Consider the following 22,934-nt stretch of genomic DNA (forward strand, 5'->3'; position numbering starts at 1 on the left):
GGAAATGTTTTGAATTTGTTTATTTCAGAAATAGTACACATTTGTTTTTAAAACTTTTCATTTATATGTAAGCACTGTTTTTCTCACTTGTTACTGTCCATTAACTCTTTATATATAGAATAACTCTTACAAAAATATACCCTAATTACAAAAAATCTATAAGGGTATAAAAAAGGAAATAAATATGGGACTTTATGATCGTGATTACGCAAGAGCTAATACTTTTGCTAGCCAAACAAACAGTCGTAGTGAAGCACAAATAGTCTCTTTTGTTAAAGAGACATATAAGCTTTTTGCTGCATCAATGATGGCGGGTGCTGTAGGTGCTTATGTAGGTGTACCCTTAGCAGGAACAATACAAGCAATGTTTTGGCCTTTATTCTTTGTAGAGATCGGTCTTTTAATCGGTCTTCAATTTGTTAAAAATAAACCAGGCATTAATTTACTTGTAATGTTTGCTTTTGTATTTATGACTGGTCTAATGCTAGCACCTCTTTTATCTGTAACATTAGGTATGAGTGGTGGAGCTAGTATTATCGGGAATGCTTTTGCTATGACTTCAGTTGTTTTTGGAGCCATGAGTTTTTATGCTATCAAAACTACGAAAGATTTTACTGGATATGGAAAACCTTTAATGATTGCGCTTTTTGTAATCATTGGTTTTTCTATTCTTAATATTTTTCTTGGGAATCCAATGATTAATATTATTATTTCTGGAGTTGTTGTTATTTTGTTTAGTATATTAGTTATATTTGATACTCAAAACATCATGAATGGTGCTTATGAAACTCCAATTGATGGCGCGATTGCACTCTATTTAGACTTTTTAAATATTTTTACAGCATTACTTCAACTATTTGGAATATTTGGTAGTGAAGACTAATTCTTTATCACCCGAGCTCTATCGGGTGATAGATGCCAATCTTAACCGCCTCAAAGAGGGCATACGTGTTGTAGAAGATATCCTTCGTTATCGTGATAACAACAAAGCACTTGCAAAACAACTTAAATCACTTCGCCACAAAGCAAAAATCTCGGAAACTAAAGAACTTTTGACCTATCGTGATAGCATTAATGATGTACTCCGTAGTTCTACTAAAAGTGAACAAACGAGAACAGATATCGTAAGTATCTTATCTGCGAATTTTAAACGTTCACAGGAGTCCTCTCGAGTGCTTGAAGAGCTGTTTAAACTTGATAACATACAATACAGTGAAAACTTCAAAACGATACGCTATGAGCTTTATAACCTCGAAAAAGAAGTTATACTTAATTATGAAGAAATAAATGCAACTTCAAACTCTAAATAGTTGTGTGGATACTCTTTCATAACTCTTTTCATCTCTTTATAACTTAAAACATTTCGAGAACCGCTTACTCCACTGCGTTTAATGTAACGGAACATATCTCGTACACTGTCAAACTCCATCTTATAAGTCACTACCTCAAAATTTGCTTTAAAATACCTTCTTTGTAAAGCATCTAGCTGCTCTTTTGATATCAATAAAGCCTCCAAACCTGCAGTTTTATACAATGAAGAAAAAGTTTTTGAAGTGAAAATTGCCAAAGAGATGGGTGCATGAAGTTTTTTAATCTCACTAAAGACTCTCTCTATATCCTCTGCCCATTGCAAAGCTGATGATGAGAGTATATAATCATAGCTATACATCGAAAGATTTTCAAATAGAGTCATGTCATTAAAATTACCATAAATACACTCAATATTTTTAGACTTTGGATGAATCTCAAGCATACCAGGTGCGAAATCAACACCTATAAGTTTTTTATATTTCCAAGCAATCTTGTTTGCCAAAGCTCCATTGCCACAGCCTAAATCTAAAATATACTGAGGTTTTCCCTTCACCAATGAAAGGAGTTTGTTCGCTACTTTGTTTTGAATAAAATTATAAGAATCATAATGATTGGCATATTTAGAAAACTCAGAACTTACTTTCATTTTTTATTTGTCACTAAAGATAAAATAAAAATAGCAATGACACTCAGTACAATCGTAGCACCTGATGGCAAAGAGAAATAGTATGAAAGACTCATTCCAAAAATAACGCTAAAGAGTGCAAAAAAGAGAGAAATAAGCATTGTCCGTAAAAAACCTACCCGAAACTGCAATGCAGCTACTGTAGGGATTACCATAAGTGCTCCAATAAGAAGACTTCCAACTACTCGGATAGAAAGTGCAATAATAATAGCAACAACAGTGACAAGTAAAAAATTCAGAAACTTCACTTTAATACCGCTAGTTTTTGCTACTTCCTCATCGTATGCTATAAAATAAAGCTCTTTTGAAAAGATAAGTAAGAAGAATAAGGCAATACTTCCAAAACCGATAATCGTATAAACATCTTCATTACTTACAGAAAGAATAGAGCCAAACAAATAAGAAAAAAGTGAATTATTAAATGCACCGCCAAGAGAAACAATGATAACCGCTAAAGCGAGTGAACCTGATAACATGATAGAGAGTACAGCATCACTATAGATAGAAAAACTACTACGGAGATATTCGATAAGCCAAGCAGCACCAATAGCAATAATCACTGCTACCCATAAAGGATTGTATCCTGCAACTAAACCGACTGCTACTCCAACAAGAGCAGAGTGGGCTAAGGTTTCAGTCATTAAAGAATATCTTTTCAAAACTATAAATGTACCACTAATTGATGCGAGTATAGCTATGAAAAGCCCCGCTATAAAAGCTCTTTGCATAAAGTCATACTGTAACATTTCAATCATACTAATCCTTAATGCTCATGTTTATGATTATAAAGTGAATGTGCGTTAATGCCATATAGCTCACTCACTTCCTCACAGCTTAGTATCTGCTTTGGATCATTACAGATCGTTGCTTTTTGGTTAATAGTAAAAACTCTTCCTATATCATCTACTATGACACCAATATCATGTGTAATAAAAAGAATAGTGATATTTTCTTCTTTATTGAGTTTTGCCAAGAGTGTATAAAATCTTTGTTGTGAAAGCATATCTACGCCTGTATTTGGCTCATCTAAGATAAGTATCTTTGGAGAAGATGCCAAAGCTCTTGCAATCATAACACGTTGTCTTTGACCACCAGAGAGTGTACCTACCATTCGATTTTTCAAATCAAGAATATCCATCTTTACCATAGCGTCATGCACTTTTGCTCTATCTTCACTACTCGCACCAGCAAACAAACCTCTTTTTGCTATACGTCCCATTTTAACAATATCTTCCACTGTTGCAGGAAAATTTTCATCTACAAGGGTAGCACGCTGAGGAACATAGCCTATCTTGTGCCATTCTTTAAAATTTTTTAGTTTTTGTCCAAATATTTTAATTTCACCCGAGCTTGGTGTTTCAAGACCTAAAAGTAAACGAATAAGCGTTGTTTTTCCTCCACCATTTGGTCCAATAATAGCAATATACTCACCTTCATAAATCTCAAATGTTATATTTTCTAAGATTATTTGATCACGGATTTTAAAACTTAAATTTTTAACATCAAAGATTGGTAGTTTGAAACTCATTGACACTGCAATGCCTTACGTAGTTTTTTTAAATTTTCATACATAATGTCTTCATAACTCTTGCCTGCTTTTGCTTCATCTGCAGTAATGTTGCCTAATGGTTCAAACACATCAAAACTAATTCCAGCATCATGCGCAATACTTTTAATAAGTTTATCATTTACAAAATTTTCAAAAAAGATCGTATCTATACCGTGTTCTTTGATACCATTAAAAACACGATTGATGTCTTGTGCACTCGGCTGGGCTTCTGGAGAGAGTCCAGTAAGTGACTCTACATGAAATCCATACTTATCCGCAATGTAACCTAAGGCATTATGACTTACAACAACAGTATCATTTTTACACCCACTTAGCTGCGTTTGATAGGCTAAGTTTAGCTTATCAAGCTTTTTGATATAGGCATCCCTATTATTCATATAGAGTGCTCTGTTTTGCGGTAATAGCGCTATAAGCTTCTCTGTAATAACTGTAGAGATTATTTTCATATTATTAAAATCAAGCCAATAGTGTGGGTCTATCCCATTATGATGGTGCTGGTGATGTTCATGCTTATCTGCGTGCTCTGAGTGATGCTCTTCTTCATCCTCAGAGTGTTGTTCAAGCTTCCTTAGGTGTACATATTTGCTTAAATCAACAGCCTTCCCTTTAAAATCAAAATTTTGAACCCAAGGCTCAAGCCCTGCTCCGCTGTAAAAGACTAAGGCACTTTTTTCAATATTAACCATAAGTTTTGGAGTTGGCTCAAAACTATGTGGGTCAACACCAAAAGGTAAGATATTGACAACTTTACAAGTCTCACCAGCGATGTATTTTGTTGCATCATAAAGTGCAAAAGTAGTCGCACCAATTATGGGTTTTGTACTAGTTTGTGACTGCTGTTTAGTCGAAATAAATGCAAACAAAATAAGCAACGTGATGAATAAAACAGTTAATATAATCTTTAAATTTTTCATAGTGTAATTATACCCTCTTTTTATTAGTTTGATAATATAAGATTTTTTAGATATAATTCGCCACATTTATTTTAGGAACTTATATATGACTACAAGTCTTTTACTCATTATCCAAATTGTATTAGTTATTATTTTAGTAATAGCAGTACTTTTACAAAAAAGCTCAAGTATCGGTCTTGGTGCTTACAGTGGTTCCAACGAGTCTGTTTTTGGCGCCAAGGGACCAAATAGTTTTCTCGCTAAAGCTACATTTACTATTGGCTTTTTATTTGTTATTAACACAATAACATTAGGCTATATGTATTCACAATCAGCGCAAGCTTCTGTAGTAGACAACATAACTGAAGATACAAACATTGTAGCTCCAGCTGCTACAATACCTCCTATTAGCGAAACAAATACTACAAAATAGTTGCATTATTGCAACTATCCTCTCGCTAAACTTTCTCTTTTTACTCACTCTTAAAATATTTCTTGCTACAATAGCGAAACTTATTTTCATACTATTCAAGGAAATTCAATGCTTAACGAAATATTTAACGAATGTGAAACAAAGATGCAAGGTAGCATCGAACACATGCAAAGAGACTTTAAAACACTTAGAACAGGTAAGGTTGGTACTTCGGTATTAGATAATATAAAGATTGATTATTATGGAACACCTACATCCTTAGACCAAGTTGGCTCTGTAATAGCAACAGATGCTACAACTATAGTCATCAACCCTTGGGAAAAAAATCTCTTAAACGACATTGAAAGTGCTATAAGTGCGGCTAATATTGGTGTAAATCCTAACAATGACGGCGAACAAATCAAACTTTTCTTTCCTCCTATGACAGTTGAACAACGTCAAGAATCTGCTAAAAAAATGAAAGGAATGGGTGAAAATGCAAAAGTTTCTATTAGAAATGATAGACGTGATGCAAATGACAAAATCAAAAAACTTGAAAAAGATAAAGAAATCACACAAGATGAATCTAAATCTGCACAAGACAATATACAAAAAATCACAGACAAATACATAACAAAAGTTGACAGCATCTTAAAAGATAAAGAAGCTGAAATCTTAAAAGTTTAATCATATGGATGTTAAAAAAATATATATGGATGCAGATGCTCTTTTAGAGGGTCATTTTAAACTTAGTTCTGGAAATCATTCCCAGTTTTATCTTCAATCTGCAAAAGTTTTAGAAGACCCTAAAACTGCAAAACTTTTAGCTGATGCACTTGCATCTGAGATTAAAAAAAGTGGACTAAAAATAGACACTGTTTGTGCTCCAGCTCTTGGTGGTCTAATCGCTGGATTTGCTCTTGCTACTGCACTTGATGTAAGAAGTATCTTTGCTGAAAGAGTTGATGGTAAGATGACTATTCGTCGTGGTTTTGAGATAAAACCAGGGGAAAGAGTTTTGATGTGTGAAGATATCATTACAACGGGTGGAAGCGCTATGGAAGCTGCAGCTGTAGTCAAAGAACTCGGTGGTGAAATTGTTGGTGTTGCAGCCCTTGCAAATCGTGGTTTTTGTCATAGAGAAGGAAGTGATATAACTACAAAAGCTAACTGTAAACTTCCTCAAGATATTCCATTTTTTGCTCTTGCAGATTTTACATTTGAGATGTATGCACCTGATGCCTGCCCTCTTTGTAAAGATGGAAGCCAAGCTATCAAACCAGGTTCACGCGGAAATTAATTTTCTGCGTTTATCTTCTTCTTTTATTTATACTGTAACTGACAAGTCATCATTCTCTCAACCAAGACACGAGCAACTTCAACTTTTCCATCAACAATTGTTGTAATGTTTAAATCCTGAAGCATCTCTTTTTCTGCAAGAGAGGTAACTTTTACAATAAGATTTACATCCTTTGAATATTCTAAAACTGCTTCACAAAGAAGACGTTTCTTCTCAGGATTATCAAGAGTAACGATGATAGCAGCAGCTTTTTCTATATGCAATGCTTCAAGGATAGAAGCCTTGGTTGCATCCCCAAGATAGGCTTCAATACCATCATCTAAAGCCTCTTGAACATGCTTATTTGAGTTATCAATCACAACATAAGGTGCATCAATCTCTTCAAGGTGTTTGGTGACGAATTTTCCAACATAACTGTAACCACAAACAATCACATGATCTTCCCTTCTTTGAAGCGAAGACATATCTGTTACAACATCCTTCTCTTTTATTTTTGCATCTACAAAAGAGCTGATTTTAGAGATAAAAAATGGAGTGACAATCATCGAAAAAATAACAACAAGTACTAAAATAGAAGCTGTTCTTTCTTCAATTAACCCACCTGATGATGCCAGTGCAAAAATAACAAAAGAGAATTCTCCGACTTGAGAGAGGGAGAGTGCCGTCTTGAGTGCTGTAGCTGCGTTTGCCTTCGTTAAACGCAGCATAGCAAACATAACAAGAGTTTTAAGAAGAAGAATTGATATAAAAAGCCCTATAATCAAAACAATATTATTCATAAATAAAAGAAGATCTATTTTCATACCAACAACAACAAAAAAAGTTCCCAGTAAAATATCTTTAAAAGGTGAAATTTCAGACTCAACTTTATGATGGTATTTTGTTTCAGCTATAATCATACCAGCTACAAAAGCACCAAGAGAGTAGGTGAAACCCATATAATGAGCAAACAAAGAGGCGCTAATAACTATAAATAAAACAGAACCCATAAAGAGTTCATCCAGTTGACTTGAAGCAGAAAAATGTAACAACCATGAGACAACTTTTTTACCAACAGTAAAAAGGACTGCAATGACAACGACAACACTGAAAAGTGTATGCCCTAAAATCACATAAATACTCTCATGCCCTTCGCTTGTCAAAAAACCTATCAAAATTAAGATAGGAATAACAGCAATATCTTGAAAGATTAATATACCCGTTGCATTTTGTCCATATGGAGTATAGATCTCTTTAGAGCTTTTGAGGTAAGTCAGAACGACCGCTGTTGAAGAGAGGGAAAATGCAAGCGCTACGATGATAGAAGTCTTCTCATCTAAATGAAAAAGAAGATTAGCAAATAAATAAACAAGTAAAGTTGTAAAAGCTATTTGCATAAAACCATTGCCAAATATCTCTTTTTTCATTGAACCCATTTTAGCCAATGATATTTCAAGTCCTATAGTAAACATCAACAGAACAATACCAAATTCGCCAACTGTTTCAAGTTCATGAGAGTGTCCTGCTTCTTGTAATCCAAAGGCATACGATATGACTGTACCCGTTAAGATATAACCAATTATCTGTGAAATACCCAACTTTTTCAGTATGATATTGATAACAAGTGAAAAGCCTAATGCTGTGATGATGTAAAGTAAAATATAATCCATTATCCTACTTTATCTTGGGTAATTACCAGTTTTTGCTTTTTTATACAGTATATAAATATTTCTCTTATCTATTTCAGAAAGTGCCTTTTTAGCACTTTTTACTGCGTTTAAGCCCCTGAGCTCAGTTGTGAGTGCTGAGGGTTTTTCATCTGTCATTATCAAGCCTTTTGTTTTATCAACGATAGCTTTATAGTAATATTTGTCTTTAGGATTGTAGACGATAACATTCCCATCACTCTCTATCCAATGAAAAGAAGCATCTCCTTTGTATTGTCCCTGAAATGTTTCTCCATTAGGCTGTGTAAATGTCACTGTTCTTTTTAGTGCCGGCGAACTAAACGCAGCTACACTTAGTAAAAACATCATCAAAAATATTCTCATCAATTTCATTATCTTTCCTATTTTGTTATCTTAAAAGTCATCGTTCTATTTGTATAATCTTCATCTACAACTTCGACGGCATAGTTTGTAGATGAGCCACCATAAAGGTTTGTTTGAGATGATGAAATCACATCACCTAGAGTATAAACATCATCAAAATCAGCTTCTATACCTTCTGTAGAGGTCATATTTGGTGCTGTATCTTTTTCTACTAAAGCAACTTTATAGTGATTGTATCTTGATTGATATCCATCTTCATTATTTGTGCTTTTGTCTTCATCAACATGATAAAGCATTCCAAAAAGTCTGTTGTCTGTAAACCTATTATCAGCCTGCGCAAAAGAGATGTCAGAATTTTCTTTTTTCGTATCTCTACATTCAAGTAAAAAATATTCATTTGTTTTGGAAGTTTGCAATTTTACTAACTGTTCAGCATCACAAGAAATTGTAAGGACTGTACTCTTACTTACCTCAGTAAGATTTACATCCAGACCTGCGTCAATTTTATTAAATGCTGAGTATTGTGTCGGTGTATCGCCCGCATAGGTGTCACGTAAAGAATACGCCCAAGAACCACCACTCATAATATCGTACCAACCAAGACCCGAACCACCACCGTCATCATAATAGTCATCTAAACTAAAAAGCGCATGTCCAAGTTCATGACAAATAATTCCTATCGTAGCTTTATGCTCATCGTGCTTGGCTCCAAAACGGGTATAAGAGCCTGAAGTAGCATTATCTCCTGTATATTTCATCACTGTCACACCATCTACGCTAGGTGCATTATTACTTGAAAATGACCATTGGTGTGCCCAAATGGAGTGATCTGTAGGATCTCCATAAGACATTTCACCACCAGCAACGATGAAAATTATCTGCAACTCTTTAGCATCTACATTTCCATCATGATTTAAATCTAAGGCTGCAAAATCCATACTATTGACAAGGGCACTACTTGTGATAGCATTTCGTATTTCCGTGTCTCTAAACGCAGTATCATCACTCCCTCCGGGATGATTTTTCCCCATTGACACACTGATAATCCCATCATTAGCTGTCCCTGAAGACTCTTGTACGGGTACAAATTCAATCTCGCCTAAGGTATTCTCATCATACCACCTATTCACAGAGTTAAAAGATGTATTGAAAATCTTATCTTGCCAAACTTTCGGGTCGTTTTCACTATAATCATTCCAATTCATCAGCACAACGAGGGTTGGAACTCTTTGTATATTCGATCTAGACGCAGAAATAGGGTTCTCATTTTGAACTTGCGTATCGTTTGTTGTTTTCTCTTCTGACACTTCACAAGCACTAAAAACTAAACAAACACAGACCAATAACAGTGATTTAACTCTTTTTGTTATAAACATACACTTCCATTTTTCATCTTTAATAATTATATATAATAGTAGCAAAATCTGCTGAAATAAATCTGTAACTTAAATAAGAACTTAAAGGATTTTATATTATAATCGCGGTTAATTATTAACTATGGAGATTTTTATATGACGAAATACATTTTTGTAACTGGTGGGGTTTTAAGCTCCCTTGGAAAAGGGATAACAGCAGCTAGTATTGGTACTTTGCTTAAACACGCAGGCAAAAATGTAGGTATGCTAAAAATCGATCCATACATCAACGTTGACCCTGGAACGATGTCTCCTTTGGAACATGGGGAGGTTTTTGTAACAAAAGATGGGGCAGAAACTGACCTTGATATTGGGAACTATGAAAGATTTTTAGACAAAGCTTTTTTAAAATCAGCCAACTTCACAACAGGGCAGGTTTATTCAAGCGTTATCGAACGTGAACGTGCTGGTGGTTACCTGGGACAAACGATTCAAGTCGTACCACACATCGTAGGTGAAATCGTCAAACGTATCAAAGAAGCAGGTGAGGGGCATGACATCCTCGTTGTTGAGCTTGGTGGAACAGTTGGTGACATTGAAGGACTCCCATTTATGGAAGCTATTCGTCAAATGAAATTTGATGATGACGTATCTCAAACTCTTTTCGTTCATGTAACTTTGATTCCATACATCAAAGCGGCTGGAGAGATGAAGTCAAAACCAACACAACATTCAGTTCAAGAACTTCGTCGTATCGGTATAACACCACAAATGATTATTGCAAGAAGTGAAAATGCACTGCCAAAAACATTTAAGAAAAAGCTTGCAATGAGCTGTGATGTTGCCCCAGAATGTGTCATCGAAGCACTTGACGCTGCATCTATCTATGATGTGCCAATGTCATTTTTAAGACAAAATATTTTAAAACCTATCGCAAAAGAGTTAGATCTTGGTGAAATCGTACCAGATATGGAAGAGTGGGATGCACTTGTAAAGAAAATCGTACAACCTAAAGGTAAAGTAGTCATTGGTTTTGTAGGAAAATATTTAGCACTCAAAGAGTCTTATAAATCTTTAACAGAGGCACTTATCCATGCTGGAGCACACCTTGACACTCGTGTTGAGATATGTTGGGTTGACTCAGAAGAGGTAGAAGAAAGAGGAGCTGAGTCGCTCCTAGGAGACTGTGATGGTATCTTGGTTGCAGGTGGCTTTGGAAACCGTGGTGTTGAGGGTAAAATTCAAGCTATTGAGTATGCTCGTGTGAATAAAGTTCCTTATCTTGGCATCTGTCTTGGTATGCAATTAACACTTGTAGAGTACGCAAGAAATGTCCTTGGACTTGAAAATGCAAACTCAGTAGAGTTTGATGAAAACACAGCACATCCAATGATTTATCTTATCGATAACTTTCTTGACCAAAGCGGAGGAATGCAACTTCGAACACATAAATCACCAATGGGTGGAACACTGCGTTTAGGTGAATACCCATGTGACACAAAAGAGGGATCAATTTTACGAGAAGCATACAATGGTAAAAAAACAATTTTTGAGAGACACCGTCATCGTTATGAAGCAAATCCTGCCTACAGAGAACAACTTGAGAGTGCTGGTATGATTGTTACAGGTGAGTCCAATGGTCTTATTGAAACAGTTGAGATAGAAGGGCATCCATGGTTTTTAGGTGTTCAATTTCATCCAGAATTCACATCTCGCCTACAAACACCAAATCCTTCAATACTTGCCTTTGTAAATGCTAGTGTGAATGCTGAATAACACACAAGAACTTAGCAAATCAAATCTTTTTGAACTCCTTTCACAAAGGTTTGATTCTGAAGACAAAAAACTCTCACAGATTCCAAATCCTGCACTCTTACTAAATGCAACAAAAGCAGCACAAAAAATTGCTGAAGCAATTCAATCGAAAAAACGTATAACACTTGTTGGTGACTATGATGTTGATGGGGTGAGTTCAACCGCTATCATGGTTGATTTTTTTCGACAAATTCCTTATCCTCTTGAAGCTATCATTCCTAACAGGTTTCGTGATGGTTATGGTGTGAGTCCTAATGTCTTAGAGCGTATAGATGTAGACTTAGTCATCACAGTTGATAATGGTATATCAGCCATTGAAGCTGCTAAAATTTGCAAAGAGAGAGGCATTGAGCTTATCATCACAGATCATCACACACCCTCAGATGTTTTACCAGAAGCTTTTGCCATAGTTGATCCAAAACTACCAGATGACACGTATCCTTTCACTGAGATATGTGGAGCCGAGGTCGCATGGCTACTTTTAGCGCTTGTCAAAAAAGAGCTGCGTTTAAACATTGATATGAAACAGTTTTTAGATATTTTAGCCATTGCAATTATCGCTGATATTATGCCACTCGTCAACATCAACCGTACACTTGTCAAAGAGGGTTTAAAACTGATGATGACATCTAAGAGACCCTCTTCAGTTATTATCCGAGATTTTTTAAATAAATCAAAAATCACAAGTGAAGATATTGCTTTTCAAATTGCACCTAGAATAAACTCAGCTGGACGACTTGAAGATGCTTCTATCGCCTTGGAGTTTTTTACAGCCAAAGACAATCATGCTGCATATAAACAGTTTGAACTCTTAGGCAAGCTCAATGAACTTCGTAAAGAAACAGAGATACAAACAACACAAGAAGCTATCAAATCAGTAGATGCAGATGACCTTGTCATAGTTGTAGCAGGAGAGGGCTGGCATGAGGGTGTAGTAGGTATTGTAGCTGCACGTTTAGTTGATAAATTTGGGCGTCCGGCTATTGTTCTGAGTGTAGAAAACGGTAATGCAAAAGGGAGTGCAAGAAGTATTGGCGATGTCAATATTTATGAGCTTATCAAAGCAAATGAACACTTGTTAACTAAGTTTGGTGGACATAAAATGGCCGCTGGATTAGGGCTTTTAGAAGAAAACATTGCTGCCTTTAAAAAAGCTATCAACGAGACTGCAAAAAATATTCCTGATGAAGATTTTATCCCAAAAGAGCAGGTGAGTGGCATACTTTGCACTGATGATATCGACACAGAACTTTTAGGACTTTTAGAACAGTTTGAACCTTTTGGTGAGGCAAATCCCCGACCTACATTTTTAATAAAAGATGCTGAAGTAGTGAGCATAAAACTTATGGGCGCAGATAAATCTCACTCCAGGATTGAGATACGACAATACCCACATCAAAGAAAAACTATAGAAGTTATTGCCTTTAGAAAAGTTTTTGAAATGCCAGAAGATAAAAAGATAACTTGTAGCTATAGTGTTGCAAAAAATGAATTTAATGGTAAAATATCTGCACAACTTCTTGTAAACAAGATTTTTTAAAAATTAACGGAGATAACCCAATGTATAGCCTAGAACAGCTTACAAGCAATCTTACTGCGTTTAATACCACACAAAAACTACTCGCTATAGCTAATGATGAGCAAATAGATATCTATTCACAAGATAATCAACTCCTTAAAAGCATCCAAACGGATGAGGGTAGCATAGAAAAGATATACTTCATACCAGATACAGCCTATCTTTTATGCAGCACAAAAACCGGTAGAGTGATGATTTATAATTACAAAAACAAACCTTTTGGTTCTCGTCTGTACTCTTTTGTCAAACAGTATAAAACACAAAAACAAAAAAAGATGACTTGTGCTGCGTTTAAAGATAGACGTATTGCCATAGCTAGTTCTGAGGGCATTATTATGCTCATAGGTCTCTATTCTCAGGAAGTACAGCAAAAATTCAAACCAACACATTCCACAATTTCTGCTATGACATTTACTAACGCTAACAAACTTATCAGTGCAGAAGTACAGGGTGATATTTTTATTCATAAGCTTGACAACTCTCAGGCAATGCAGACAATACACACTGCCTTGTATGCCATCAAACAACTACTTTCAATCCCAAATACAGACTTTATAATCGTCTATACAGGGACAAATAAACTTGCACTTTTGGATATTAAAAGTGCAAAGGTCGTTGATTTTAACTATTTTAATTTTGCTCAGGATATCGCTTATATTGAACTAACACCAGAAGATAACCTGTTAGTTATTTTAGCCAATAAAGAGACAAAAGAGATTCAACTCCAACAAGCAAAAGAGATTCATTCTCTTATCTTGCATAATATGATTATAGAAGCCTATCAATTAGTTGAAAAAGAACCATGGCTCAAAAATACTCAAGAGTATAATGCTTTAGAGAAAATTTATTTTACACAATATCTTAGCGCAACAAAAGCACTCATCAATGCAGATGTGCAACAAGCACACAATATCATGGACGCATATCTACTCACACAAAGTAAAAAAGATGATGTGACCCTTCTTTTTAATGCTTACAAAGAGTATGAACGCTTTAAAGTACTCAGCAATGAACGTAAATATGCACCTGCTTATGCTTTAAGTGATCGCTATGCTCCTTTAAAATATTCTCCCCAATATAAAAGTATGGAAGCCGATTTCAAACATGCATATATGCTTGCACAAAGGGCAATTGTTAAAGGAAAATATACTTTAGCCAAAGAGCATCTCTCTCCCTATCTTACAGTCCTTTCTAAAAAAGAGATACTCAATCTTATTTTAAAATATAACAAAGATTTTTTAGACTTCTTAGCCTATATTAAAGAAGAAGATTATGAAAATATCAGTAAACTTTTAAACAAGTATCCTGTTTTTTACGAAATTCCTCCCTACATAACGCTTCAAGAACAAGCAAAATCTTCGCTTTTAGAGATTAAAGAGCTAATAAACGCAGCTGACACGACAAAAGCCCTGCAAAAAATAAACAGACTCCAGTATATTCCAACACTGCGTTTAGAACTTGAGCAACTCCGTACAGATGCCATAGCAGTAGAGCAATTACTTAAAAACTATGAAGAAAATAATTTTCGCCGTTGTTATGAAATTTTGGATGAACAAAACCATATCTTTACAAATCTTGAGTTAAATAAGCTCTTAGAAAATCATTGGAAGAATCTCATGCAACAATGCGAACAACATGCACTGCAAGGAAACGTTAAAGCCATAAAAAGTACCTTACGTGGACTTATTACTGTTAAAACGCGTTCTAAGCAGATAGGGGATTTACTCAGACTAGGCTTTCGTGTCGAAATAGCTAAAAAAATACAAAATCTAGAATATTCAAGTGCCGAGGCCCTTATATACTCTTATATAGATATTTTTGGAATTGATAAAGAACTACAAAACTTAATGAAAAAATATGAAAAAGATTCCTATAAAACTCTCGCACTTACAACACATAAAATGCACAGATTACCAAGAGATGCTTGGCTTCATAATGAACTTATAGTTGCTAATCACTGAGATAGCATAAGCGATGTCAACTCTTCTCTTGTCTCTTCAAAAGCAACATAGAAACTTGCACCTTGAGAGATAAAACGCTCCATTTTTTCCTTTTTATCTATCGCCTCATCAAGCTCAGCATCACTCCCTTTGACATATGCTCCGATACGTATAAGCATTTCATTCTCTTTTAACAATGTATAGAGTCTTCTAAACTTTATAGCAGCTTTAAAATGTTCTTGACTTATAATATCATTCATAACCCTTGATGCAGAATTTAGAATGTGAATAGGGGGATAGATACCAAAATCTGTCATCTCCCGAGAGAGTACAATGTGACCATCTAAAATAGATCGTGACTGATCTGCAATTGGGTCACTCATATCATCACCCTCAATTAAAACCGTAAAAAAAGCAGTAATAGAGCCTTTTCCCTCTTCCTTTCCTGCACGTTCCATAAGTTGTGGTAAAAGAGTTAAAGAAGATGGAGGATACCCCTTAGAAGTTGGTGGTTCACCAAGAGCAAGCCCAATTTCACGCTGTGCCATAGCAAAACGTGTAACAGAATCCATAATAAAAAGAACATCTTCATTTTTATCTTTAAAATATTCAGCAACACTCATCGCAGCAAAAGCACCATACTTACGCATCAAAGGAGAATCATCTGATGTTGCTACGATAATAACAGTATTTGTCAAATCACCACCAAGGTTTTTTTCTATAAACTCAGGCACTTCACGACCACGCTCACCAATCAGTGCAACTATTTTTATAGGCGCATCTGCACCACGGACTATCATTCCCATCAGTGTAGATTTTCCAACACCACTTCCTGCAAAGATACCGAGCTTTTGACCTTTTCCACAAGTTAAAAGTCCATCAATAGACTTTACTCCAACGCTAAAAACTTCATCTATCATACCACGATTCATTGCAGCAATAGGGGCTTTTATAATGGGGGAGAGTTCTGAGTCGTTTATAGTGCCCCTCCCGTCAATTGGGCGCATAAATGGATCAACAACACGACCAAGCAGGGAAGGACCAACTGGGATATTTAATCCAGTAGAGTCTAAAAAAACCTTATCATTTGAACGAAAACCCTCAACAAAACTAAATGGGGTGATATAAAAGCTATTACCATCAATCTCTGTCACCATGCCAACAGTCTCTTTCTCTGTTTCATTGGAGACAATTTTTACCATATCACTTATGCTTACATTTAATCCTTTTGCTGTAATAACAGTTGCATTAATCTTAACAACCGTTCCAAAAGATACAGAATAGTTTTTATTTGCAAGTCTCTCTTTAAGTGATGAAAGTGGCATTTATTAGTATCTGCTACCAGTAGGAGAATTTATAAGTGAGAAAAACTCACTTCTTGTTTTTTCATCTTTTTTAAACAAACCTCGAAGCGCTGAAGATGTTGTCGTAGAGTTAATCTTCTCAACACCACGCATCTCCATACACATATGACGTGCCTGAATTACAACTGCTACCCCTTTAGGTGTAATTGCATTCATAATAGCATCGGCAATCTGCTCTGTGAGTTGTTCTTGTATCTGCATACGTCGAGCGAATACATTGACAACGCGTGGAATTTTTGAGAGTCCAACTACCTTACCATCAGGAATATAAGCAACATGCACGCGTCCAATAATTGGAAGTAAGTGATGCTCACAAGTAGAATAAAATTCTATATCTTTTACTAAAACCATCTCATCATTTGAACTCGTAAAAAGCGCTTTTTTTAAAATATCGTCTGGGTTCTCTTTATAGCCACCATAGATAAATTCAAAAGATTTTCTCACGCGAGCAGGAGTATCTAGGAGTCCTTCTCGTTTGGGATCTTCTCCTACATGAGTCATCATTACTTTTACTGCATTTTCAAATGCTTCATTTTTATTGTCTGACAAGATTATGCCTTTAAGAGTTTTTATTTTGATAGGGTAGCAAGAGTTTGCTGAAAAGATGATGTAATGAGTTCTTCCCTCGGACAAAGTCCTTAGGAAATAACTTTAGTGAATAAGAATATGTGGAACAATAAGAGGATATTTTTTCATTTTACGGTAAATATGCTTTCTTACAACCTGACGTAGATCACCCTCAAGTGTTCTATGACTTGCTATAAGTCCCGGTTTCATATTTATCAGAAAGTTTTCTATGATATCTTCCATCTCTTTAGCAAATTGTTTGTCTTTTTTATCTGCAACTATACCAAAAGTAGTTACTTTAGGCTTGTCTATCATTTTTGCAGTTTGTTCACTTATTTGAGCAACTATCATAACAACACCATCTGTTGCAAGTTTTTGACGATCAAGAACGATGTCATCTTCAATTTCATGATTGTTTTGGTTGTCAATATATGTTTTTCCTGTTTTAACAGTTTTTACTTTTCTCATATATTTTGGCGCGATTTCAATCTGCTCACCATCTGTCATAAGAAGAATATTTCTCTCAGGAACACCACACATGATACCTGTCTCTTTATGCTTCATAACATGGTTATACTCTCCATGAATAGGCAAGAAAAATTTAGGATTCACTAAACGAAGCATAAGTTTTTGTTCTTCCATCGAAGCATGACCTGAAACATGCAAGTCTCTTTCATTGGCGACTTTAGCACCACATTTTTGTAAATGATTGAGCATTTGAGAAATTGAGCCCTCATTTCCTGGAATAGCACGAGAAGAAAGAACAATCAAATCAGATGGTTTAATTTTGATATGTCTGTGCTCCCCAATCGACATTCTAAAGAGTGCCGAGTTCCCTTCCCCTTGTGAACCTGTTGTCACAATAAGAATATCTTTATCATTCATATGTGCCACTTCGTCTGGTTCTACAAAAATATTTTTTGGAAGTTTAATATAGTCATATTGCATAGTAACTTCAAGGTTTCTCTCCATAGATCTACCGATAACACACACTTTACGTCCATATTTCATCGCATATTGTATTGCTTGATAGACACGATGAATATTTGAGCTAAATGTAGAAAGTATTACACGTCCTTCTGCTTTGCTAAATACACGATCAAGTGCAGGTGCAACAGTTAGTTCTGATGGTGTTGGAGTAGGATTATGTGAATTTGTTGAATCACTCATCAAACATAAAACACCTTTATCACCATAATATGCTAATCTATGTAAATCCGCAGGATAACCATCAACTGGTGTATGATCTATTTTAAAGTCACCAGTATGGATAACTGTTCCCGCCTCTGTCGTAATAGCGATTGATGAAGCATCAATAATAGAGTGTGTCATATGCATCCACTCTATTTCAAAATCATTTCCAATTTTATACACTTTACGCTTTTCAATAGGATTAAAATATTTTCTATGTTCTTTTAAATGATGTTCATCAAATTTATTTCCAATCATAGCTAAAGGAAGCGGTGTTCCATAAAGTGGAAATTGCATCTCTTTAAAAAGATAAGGAACTGCACCAATATGATCTTCATGAGCATGAGTAATAATTATCCCAACAATTTTATCTTTGATTTCTCTAATATATGAAAAGTCAGGGATTAAAATATCAACACCATGCATCTCTTCATCTGGAAAGCTCATACCAACATCCACAAGGATTGCTTCATTCTCAGTTTCAAAAACTGCTATATTTCCACCAATTTCCCCTAAACCACCAAGTGGAGTCACACGGACTTTTGCTTTAGAGTTAAGATCAAGTTTATAATGAGGATTTAATCTTTGTTTATGTGAGTCTTGATTTTTTGAAACAAAAGCTTTTAGTTTTTCATCTATTGGGGAAGCTCCTCTTTTATGACGACCTCTACTTTTGTTTTTGTTGTTGTTATTTCTTGCATTCGGCTTTGCATTGTTATTTGACTTAGCATTTGCATTATTCTCACCAGCTGGCTTGTTTTGATTGCCATTTGGTCTACGATTATTATTTTGTCTTCTGTTGTTATTTGGTTTGTTTTGCGTTTGAGGTTTGCTTGTCGCTACCTCTTGTGTCTCTTCTGCCATCCAAACTCCTTGTTAATTTATAGAGTTGGTGATAGTCGTTAGTGTCAACCTGATGAGGACGAATCGTTAATGTAAGTTCTAATGTTTCAAAAACTTCTTGAAGAATTTTCTTATCGTATTTTGCAGAGAGATTTTTTATCAAAGTTTTTCGAGGTTGCGAAAATGCAACTCTTAGCATCTCCTCGAACTCTTTATCTGATCTATCAGCACTTTTTTGTATAAGAAAAACAGCAGAATCTACTTTGGGCTGAGGGTCAAACGCAGTCGGTGGAACTTTAGTGACGATACTCGCCTTTCCTACACTTTGAGCTATTATGCCCAAAGAACCAAATACTTTTTCACCTGAGGATGCACAAAACTTTTCTGCTACTTCAAGTTGAACCATTACAAGTATATTTTTACACATTGGATCTGCGAGCGCTTTGAGTATAATGTTCGTAGCTATATAGTATGGCAAATTAGCCACCAAGTCATACGGCTCATCTACTAAAGTACTCTTCCAAGCTTGTAAAACATCTCCACAATTAAGGTGGAGTCGCTTGGTAGTAATCTCTTCTTTAAATATATTTTGCAACAGTTTACATAAATCGGTATCTACCTCAAAAGCTTCTACACTTTTGACATCAACTAAAAATTTAGTTAAATCACCTAAGCCAGGTCCAATCTCAACAACTTTATGGTCATTTTTGGGCATCGCTTCGACGATTTTTCTTAAAACTGATTGGTCTTTTAGAAAGTTTTGTCCAAACTTCTTCTTTGCTACAACGCTTTCTTTATTCATTCTCTTAGTCTATCTCATTTTTTCTTACAAAAAGGTAATACTATTAAAAATAATACCTTTAAATCAATTTTTATACTAAAGCTTTTATTTTTTCTTCAGAAACAGCAATAAGTCTTCTTTCTAGTCTACTTATTTCTTCAAGCAATTTTTTTGATATCTTTTCCATTTCATTATAATACTGTTTCGCATTAAAAATCTCATCTTCATTTAACTCTTTCTTTTTAGTAAAACCAAAAAGTTTAGCAAAAAAACCTTGTTTCTTATTTTCTGAAAAATATATATTAAAAATACTAAGATATTTGTCATGCAGATCAAAATGTAATGATTCTATAGTATTCATACACTCCATGGGATTATTTGACAAACTATTCAAGATTTGTCCATCACTATAAAACCATTTTCCAAATTTACATTCGGTTGAATCGATTGGGATTGCGTCTTCTTGAACTTCTATTCCGTTTATTAACAGTTTTGCTTTTTGTACCCATTTAATATGGGCTGCTTTTGCAGCTCTTAAATGTTCTAAAACATCTTCTTTTCCCATAACATATCCATATATTATTTTTATTTATGATTGTAGCGTAATATATTAAACCGATTAAAAGAATACAATATTTGTTTCACGTGGAACAAATCAATCATTAAGCCAAAGATTGTATAATTTCAATATATAATAAAAGGTACAAACTCTCCCATGAACTATTTTGCAAAAAGAATTATTCCCTGTTTAGATGTAAAAGATGGACGCGTTGTTAAAGGCGTAAATTTTGTTGGGCTAAAAGATGCAGGAGACCCTGTTGAAGTAGCTAAACGCTACAATGAAGAGGGTGCTGATGAGCTCACTTTTTTAGATATTACAGCTTCATCTGACAACAGAGACACCATTGTAGATATAGTAGCCCAAGTTGCACGCGAGATATTTATCCCTCTCACTGTCGGTGGAGGTATACGAAAACTTGAAGACATTTACAAACTACTAAATGTAGGTTGTGATAAAGTAAGTGTAAACTCTGCTGCTATTAAACGTCCAGAACTGATAGATGAGGGTGCCAAACGTTTTGGTTCTCAATGCATAGTCACTGCCATAGATGTCAAACGCAGTGGTGATAAATATAATGTATTTTTAAATGGTGGACGAGTAGATACAGGAATAGATGCTGTTGCATGGGCAAAAGAAGTTGTTGAGAGAGGAAGTGGAGAAATTTTACTTACTTCTATGGACGCAGATGGAACCAAAACAGGATTTGAGCTCAACATTACTGAACAAATCAGTCGTGCAGTTAATGTCCCTGTCATTGCTAGTGGAGGAGCTGGAACTATGCAGCACATAAAAGAGGCCTTTGAACATGGTGCTGATGCAGCCCTTGCAGCTTCAATTTTTCACTATAAAGAGATAGATATAATGGACTTAAAACATTATCTTCACGAAAACAACATCCCAGTAAGGTTATGAAGCAACTAGTTGCGAGAGCTCTCTGCCCAAGAGAACGCAGCGTTATAAAATAAATTGAAGGAATGAAATGATAATCTGTGCCGGAAATAATGAAAATTTTTCATTTGCTACACCAATGGGTGTAGGTCTAGTAGAAACTGCCATGAATATAACACGTTTGTGTTTGTTTGACAAACCTGAGTTTTTACTTTTTGTAGGGACTGCTGGTAGTTATGGAGATAAAAAAATCTTTGATATTGTTGAGAGTAAAACAGCTTCAAATATCGAACTTGCTTTTTTAAGTAACGATGCTTATACGCCACTTGATAATGTTGTTACTACAAACACAACAAATGTAAAAGACATAGTAGTCAACTCTTCTAACTATATTTCTACAAACGAAGAACTAACAAAAAACTTTTTAAAGTTTGGTGTAGGTATAGAAAATATGGAATTTTTTTCCGTATTAAGAATAGCTCAAGAGTTTAATATTCCAGCAGGTGGAGTTTTTTGTGTTACTAACTATACTAACAAAAATGCGCATGAAGATTTCTTGAAGAACCAAGACAGAGCAAAAACAATGCTAGAAGAACATGTAAGAAATAGAATTAAGGAACTAACAGCAAAATGAGTGAACCAAAACCGTCCTTATTAGACTTCACACAAAAAGAACTAACTGAGTTAGTGAAACCTAGCTTCCGTGCTAAACAAATATTTGGTTGGATGTATCACCAATATGCCCAAGACTTTGATGAAATGAAAAATATTCCAAAGAGTATGAAAGAAGATTTGGCTCAAAAATATATAGTCAATCCAATGAAAATAGTACGCAAAGAAGAGTCAACAGATGGAACAATAAAATATCTTTTTGAGCTACAAGATGGAAAAACAGTTGAAGCTGTGTGGCTAAAAATGAAGGATACGCAATATGATGATAATGGCGAAATCATACAAGAAGCAAAATTTACTATCTGTGTTTCAACGCAAGTTGGATGTAAAGTCGGTTGCTCATTTTGTTTAACAGCAAAAGGTGGCTTTACTAGGGATTTGACAGCAGGTGAGATAGTAGCACAGGTCGTTAACCTCAAACGTGATAATAACCACAAACATAACAGAAAGATAAATATAGTCTATATGGGTATGGGTGAACCACTTGATAATCTTGATAATCTAGCCAAAGCTATAGAGATTTTCAAAGAAGAAGAGGGCTTAGCTATATCTGCAAAAAGACAAACAGTTAGTACAAGTGGACTAAGCAATAAGATAGATAAGCTTGGCCAAATGGATTTAGGCGTTCACATTGCTATATCCCTTCATGCTGTAGATGATGAACTCAGAACTGAGCTTATACCAATGAATAAAGCACACAATATTAATTCTATCATAGAAGCCGTCAAACGCTTTCCTATAGACACACGCAAACGTGTTATGTTTGAGTATCTTGTGATTAAAAATAAAAATGATGATTTGGGCTCCGCAAAAAAACTTGTCAAGCTTCTAACGGGTATAAAAGCAAAAGTCAATCTCATCTATTTCAATCCATATCCAGGAACTCCGTATGAGCGTCCTACACGTCAAGATATGGTGAACTTCCAAGAGTACCTAATCAAGCATGGCTTACTCTCTACTATCCGTGACTCAAAAGGTATTGACATCAGTGCTGCCTGTGGTCAACTAAAAGAGAAAGATAAATCAGAGATTAACGATTAAATAACAAAGCTAGGAGTATAATACGCTTCTATCAAAAATCAAGGAAAATTATGAGCGGTGTAGACATATCGGAAATTATTTTGTTAGTTATTGTATTTGTAGTTGGTGTTGGTGGTTTTATCTGGGCTGCCACTA

At 35.1% G+C, this 22,934-nt stretch carries 23 protein-coding genes; 11 read left to right on the forward strand and 12 right to left on the reverse strand.

The window, feature by feature from the left end:
• Positions 1–184: 184 nt before the first annotated feature.
• Both MV052_RS03670 and MV052_RS03675 read left to right on the forward strand, forming a co-directional pair.
• Complete coding sequence (locus MV052_RS03670) at positions 185–883, forward strand: Bax inhibitor-1/YccA family protein (protein WP_297441090.1); 699 nt, start codon at positions 185–187, stop codon at positions 881–883.
• On the forward strand, positions 873–1,310 hold the full coding sequence (locus tag MV052_RS03675) for a thiamine-phosphate pyrophosphorylase (protein ID WP_297441092.1): 438 nt from the start codon (positions 873–875) through the stop codon (positions 1,308–1,310). The genes MV052_RS03670 and MV052_RS03675 overlap by 11 nt, the downstream gene beginning before the upstream one ends.
• Here MV052_RS03675 and MV052_RS03680 read toward each other — a convergent pair.
• From MV052_RS03680 to MV052_RS03695, 4 genes are read right to left on the reverse strand one after another with little or no spacing between them, the layout of a single operon-like run.
• Positions 1,274–1,957, reverse strand: a complete 684-nt coding sequence (locus MV052_RS03680) for a methyltransferase domain-containing protein (RefSeq protein WP_297441094.1) — start codon at positions 1,955–1,957, stop codon at positions 1,274–1,276. The two genes, MV052_RS03675 and MV052_RS03680, sit on opposite strands and share 37 nt — an antisense overlap.
• A complete protein-coding gene (locus MV052_RS03685; RefSeq protein ID WP_297441096.1) occupies positions 1,954–2,751 on the reverse strand; it encodes a metal ABC transporter permease in 798 nt (265 codons plus the stop codon). The genes MV052_RS03680 and MV052_RS03685 overlap by 4 nt, the downstream gene beginning before the upstream one ends.
• Before the next feature lie 8 nt (positions 2,752–2,759).
• The gene (locus tag MV052_RS03690; protein ID WP_297441098.1) at positions 2,760–3,524 is read right to left on the reverse strand and encodes a metal ABC transporter ATP-binding protein; all 765 of its coding nucleotides are present in this window, start codon (positions 3,522–3,524) and stop codon (positions 2,760–2,762) included.
• Positions 3,521–4,480, reverse strand: a complete 960-nt coding sequence (locus MV052_RS03695) for a metal ABC transporter substrate-binding protein (RefSeq protein ID WP_297441100.1) — start codon at positions 4,478–4,480, stop codon at positions 3,521–3,523. The genes MV052_RS03690 and MV052_RS03695 overlap by 4 nt, the downstream gene beginning before the upstream one ends.
• Before the next feature lie 85 nt (positions 4,481–4,565).
• Between MV052_RS03695 and secG the strand changes: the two genes are divergently transcribed.
• The 3 genes from secG to pyrE all read left to right on the forward strand — a co-directional run bounded on the left by secG (position 4,566) and on the right by pyrE (position 6,171).
• Positions 4,566–4,892 carry a preprotein translocase subunit SecG gene (gene secG, locus MV052_RS03700; RefSeq protein WP_297441102.1) on the forward strand — a complete coding sequence of 109 codons (327 nt, stop codon included), beginning with the start codon at positions 4,566–4,568 and terminating at the stop codon, positions 4,890–4,892.
• A gap of 108 nt (positions 4,893–5,000) precedes the next feature.
• On the forward strand, positions 5,001–5,558 hold the full coding sequence (gene frr / locus MV052_RS03705; RefSeq protein ID WP_297441104.1) for a ribosome recycling factor: 558 nt from the start codon (positions 5,001–5,003) through the stop codon (positions 5,556–5,558).
• A gap of 4 nt (positions 5,559–5,562) precedes the next feature.
• The gene (gene pyrE, locus MV052_RS03710) at positions 5,563–6,171 is read left to right on the forward strand and encodes an orotate phosphoribosyltransferase (protein WP_297441106.1); all 609 of its coding nucleotides are present in this window, start codon (positions 5,563–5,565) and stop codon (positions 6,169–6,171) included.
• 23 nt (positions 6,172–6,194) lie between these two features.
• Here the strand turns inward: pyrE and MV052_RS03715 are convergent, their stop codons facing one another.
• From MV052_RS03715 to MV052_RS03725, 3 genes are read right to left on the reverse strand one after another with little or no spacing between them, the layout of a single operon-like run.
• A complete protein-coding gene (locus tag MV052_RS03715) occupies positions 6,195–7,820 on the reverse strand; it encodes a cation:proton antiporter (protein WP_297441108.1) in 1,626 nt (541 codons plus the stop codon).
• 9 nt (positions 7,821–7,829) lie between these two features.
• Positions 7,830–8,210 carry a hypothetical protein gene (locus MV052_RS03720; protein WP_297441110.1) on the reverse strand — a complete coding sequence of 127 codons (381 nt, stop codon included), beginning with the start codon at positions 8,208–8,210 and terminating at the stop codon, positions 7,830–7,832.
• An 8-nt stretch (positions 8,211–8,218) separates the two neighbouring features.
• Positions 8,219–9,577 (reverse strand): M6 family metalloprotease domain-containing protein, encoded by a 1,359-nt coding sequence (locus MV052_RS03725; RefSeq protein ID WP_297441112.1) that lies wholly within the window; start codon positions 9,575–9,577, stop codon positions 8,219–8,221.
• A 135-nt stretch (positions 9,578–9,712) separates the two neighbouring features.
• Here MV052_RS03725 and MV052_RS03730 point away from each other — a divergent pair, with 135 nt between their 5' ends.
• From MV052_RS03730 to MV052_RS03740, 3 genes are read left to right on the forward strand one after another with little or no spacing between them, the layout of a single operon-like run.
• Positions 9,713–11,332 carry a CTP synthase gene (locus tag MV052_RS03730; RefSeq protein WP_297441114.1) on the forward strand — a complete coding sequence of 540 codons (1,620 nt, stop codon included), beginning with the start codon at positions 9,713–9,715 and terminating at the stop codon, positions 11,330–11,332.
• Positions 11,322–12,911: a single-stranded-DNA-specific exonuclease RecJ gene (gene recJ / locus MV052_RS03735; RefSeq protein ID WP_297441116.1), complete on the forward strand. Its 1,590-nt coding sequence runs from the start codon at positions 11,322–11,324 to the stop codon at positions 12,909–12,911. Before MV052_RS03730 ends, recJ begins: the two co-directional genes overlap by 11 nt.
• A gap of 20 nt (positions 12,912–12,931) precedes the next feature.
• Positions 12,932–14,911: a WD40 repeat domain-containing protein gene (locus MV052_RS03740; protein WP_297441118.1), complete on the forward strand. Its 1,980-nt coding sequence runs from the start codon at positions 12,932–12,934 to the stop codon at positions 14,909–14,911.
• On the opposite strand, the gene fliI is transcribed toward MV052_RS03740, so the two are convergent.
• The 5 genes from fliI to MV052_RS03765 form a co-directional block, all read right to left on the reverse strand.
• On the reverse strand, positions 14,905–16,215 hold the full coding sequence (fliI, locus tag MV052_RS03745) for a flagellar protein export ATPase FliI (protein WP_297441120.1): 1,311 nt from the start codon (positions 16,213–16,215) through the stop codon (positions 14,905–14,907). The genes MV052_RS03740 and fliI overlap by 7 nt on opposite strands.
• A gap of 3 nt (positions 16,216–16,218) precedes the next feature.
• Positions 16,219–16,803, reverse strand: a complete 585-nt coding sequence (gene folE, locus MV052_RS03750) for a GTP cyclohydrolase I FolE (protein ID WP_297441122.1) — start codon at positions 16,801–16,803, stop codon at positions 16,219–16,221.
• 102 nt (positions 16,804–16,905) lie between these two features.
• Entirely contained in the window at positions 16,906–18,876 is a 1,971-nt protein-coding gene (locus MV052_RS03755) for a ribonuclease J (protein ID WP_297441124.1), read from the reverse strand.
• Positions 18,815–19,657 (reverse strand): 16S rRNA (adenine(1518)-N(6)/adenine(1519)-N(6))-dimethyltransferase RsmA, encoded by an 843-nt coding sequence (rsmA, locus tag MV052_RS03760; protein ID WP_297441126.1) that lies wholly within the window; start codon positions 19,655–19,657, stop codon positions 18,815–18,817. Before rsmA ends, MV052_RS03755 begins: the two co-directional genes overlap by 62 nt.
• A gap of 70 nt (positions 19,658–19,727) precedes the next feature.
• Positions 19,728–20,201: a CZB domain-containing protein gene (locus tag MV052_RS03765; RefSeq protein ID WP_297441128.1), complete on the reverse strand. Its 474-nt coding sequence runs from the start codon at positions 20,199–20,201 to the stop codon at positions 19,728–19,730.
• A 150-nt stretch (positions 20,202–20,351) separates the two neighbouring features.
• Here MV052_RS03765 and hisF point away from each other — a divergent pair, with 150 nt between their 5' ends.
• The 3 genes from hisF (at position 20,352) to rlmN (ending at position 22,799) form a co-directional block, all read left to right on the forward strand.
• On the forward strand, positions 20,352–21,110 hold the full coding sequence (gene hisF / locus MV052_RS03770) for an imidazole glycerol phosphate synthase subunit HisF (protein WP_297441130.1): 759 nt from the start codon (positions 20,352–20,354) through the stop codon (positions 21,108–21,110).
• Positions 21,111–21,177: 67 nt separating this feature from the next.
• The gene (locus MV052_RS03775; protein WP_297441132.1) at positions 21,178–21,720 is read left to right on the forward strand and encodes a purine-nucleoside phosphorylase; all 543 of its coding nucleotides are present in this window, start codon (positions 21,178–21,180) and stop codon (positions 21,718–21,720) included.
• Positions 21,717–22,799, forward strand: coding sequence for a 23S rRNA (adenine(2503)-C(2))-methyltransferase RlmN (rlmN, locus tag MV052_RS03780; RefSeq protein WP_297441134.1), 1,083 nt, complete (start codon positions 21,717–21,719; stop codon positions 22,797–22,799). The genes MV052_RS03775 and rlmN overlap by 4 nt, the downstream gene beginning before the upstream one ends.
• Positions 22,800–22,934: the final 135 nt, after the last annotated feature.

It is taken from the genome of Sulfurimonas sp. (assembly GCF_026988655.1).
Lineage (GTDB): Bacteria > Campylobacterota > Campylobacteria > Campylobacterales > Sulfurimonadaceae > Sulfurimonas.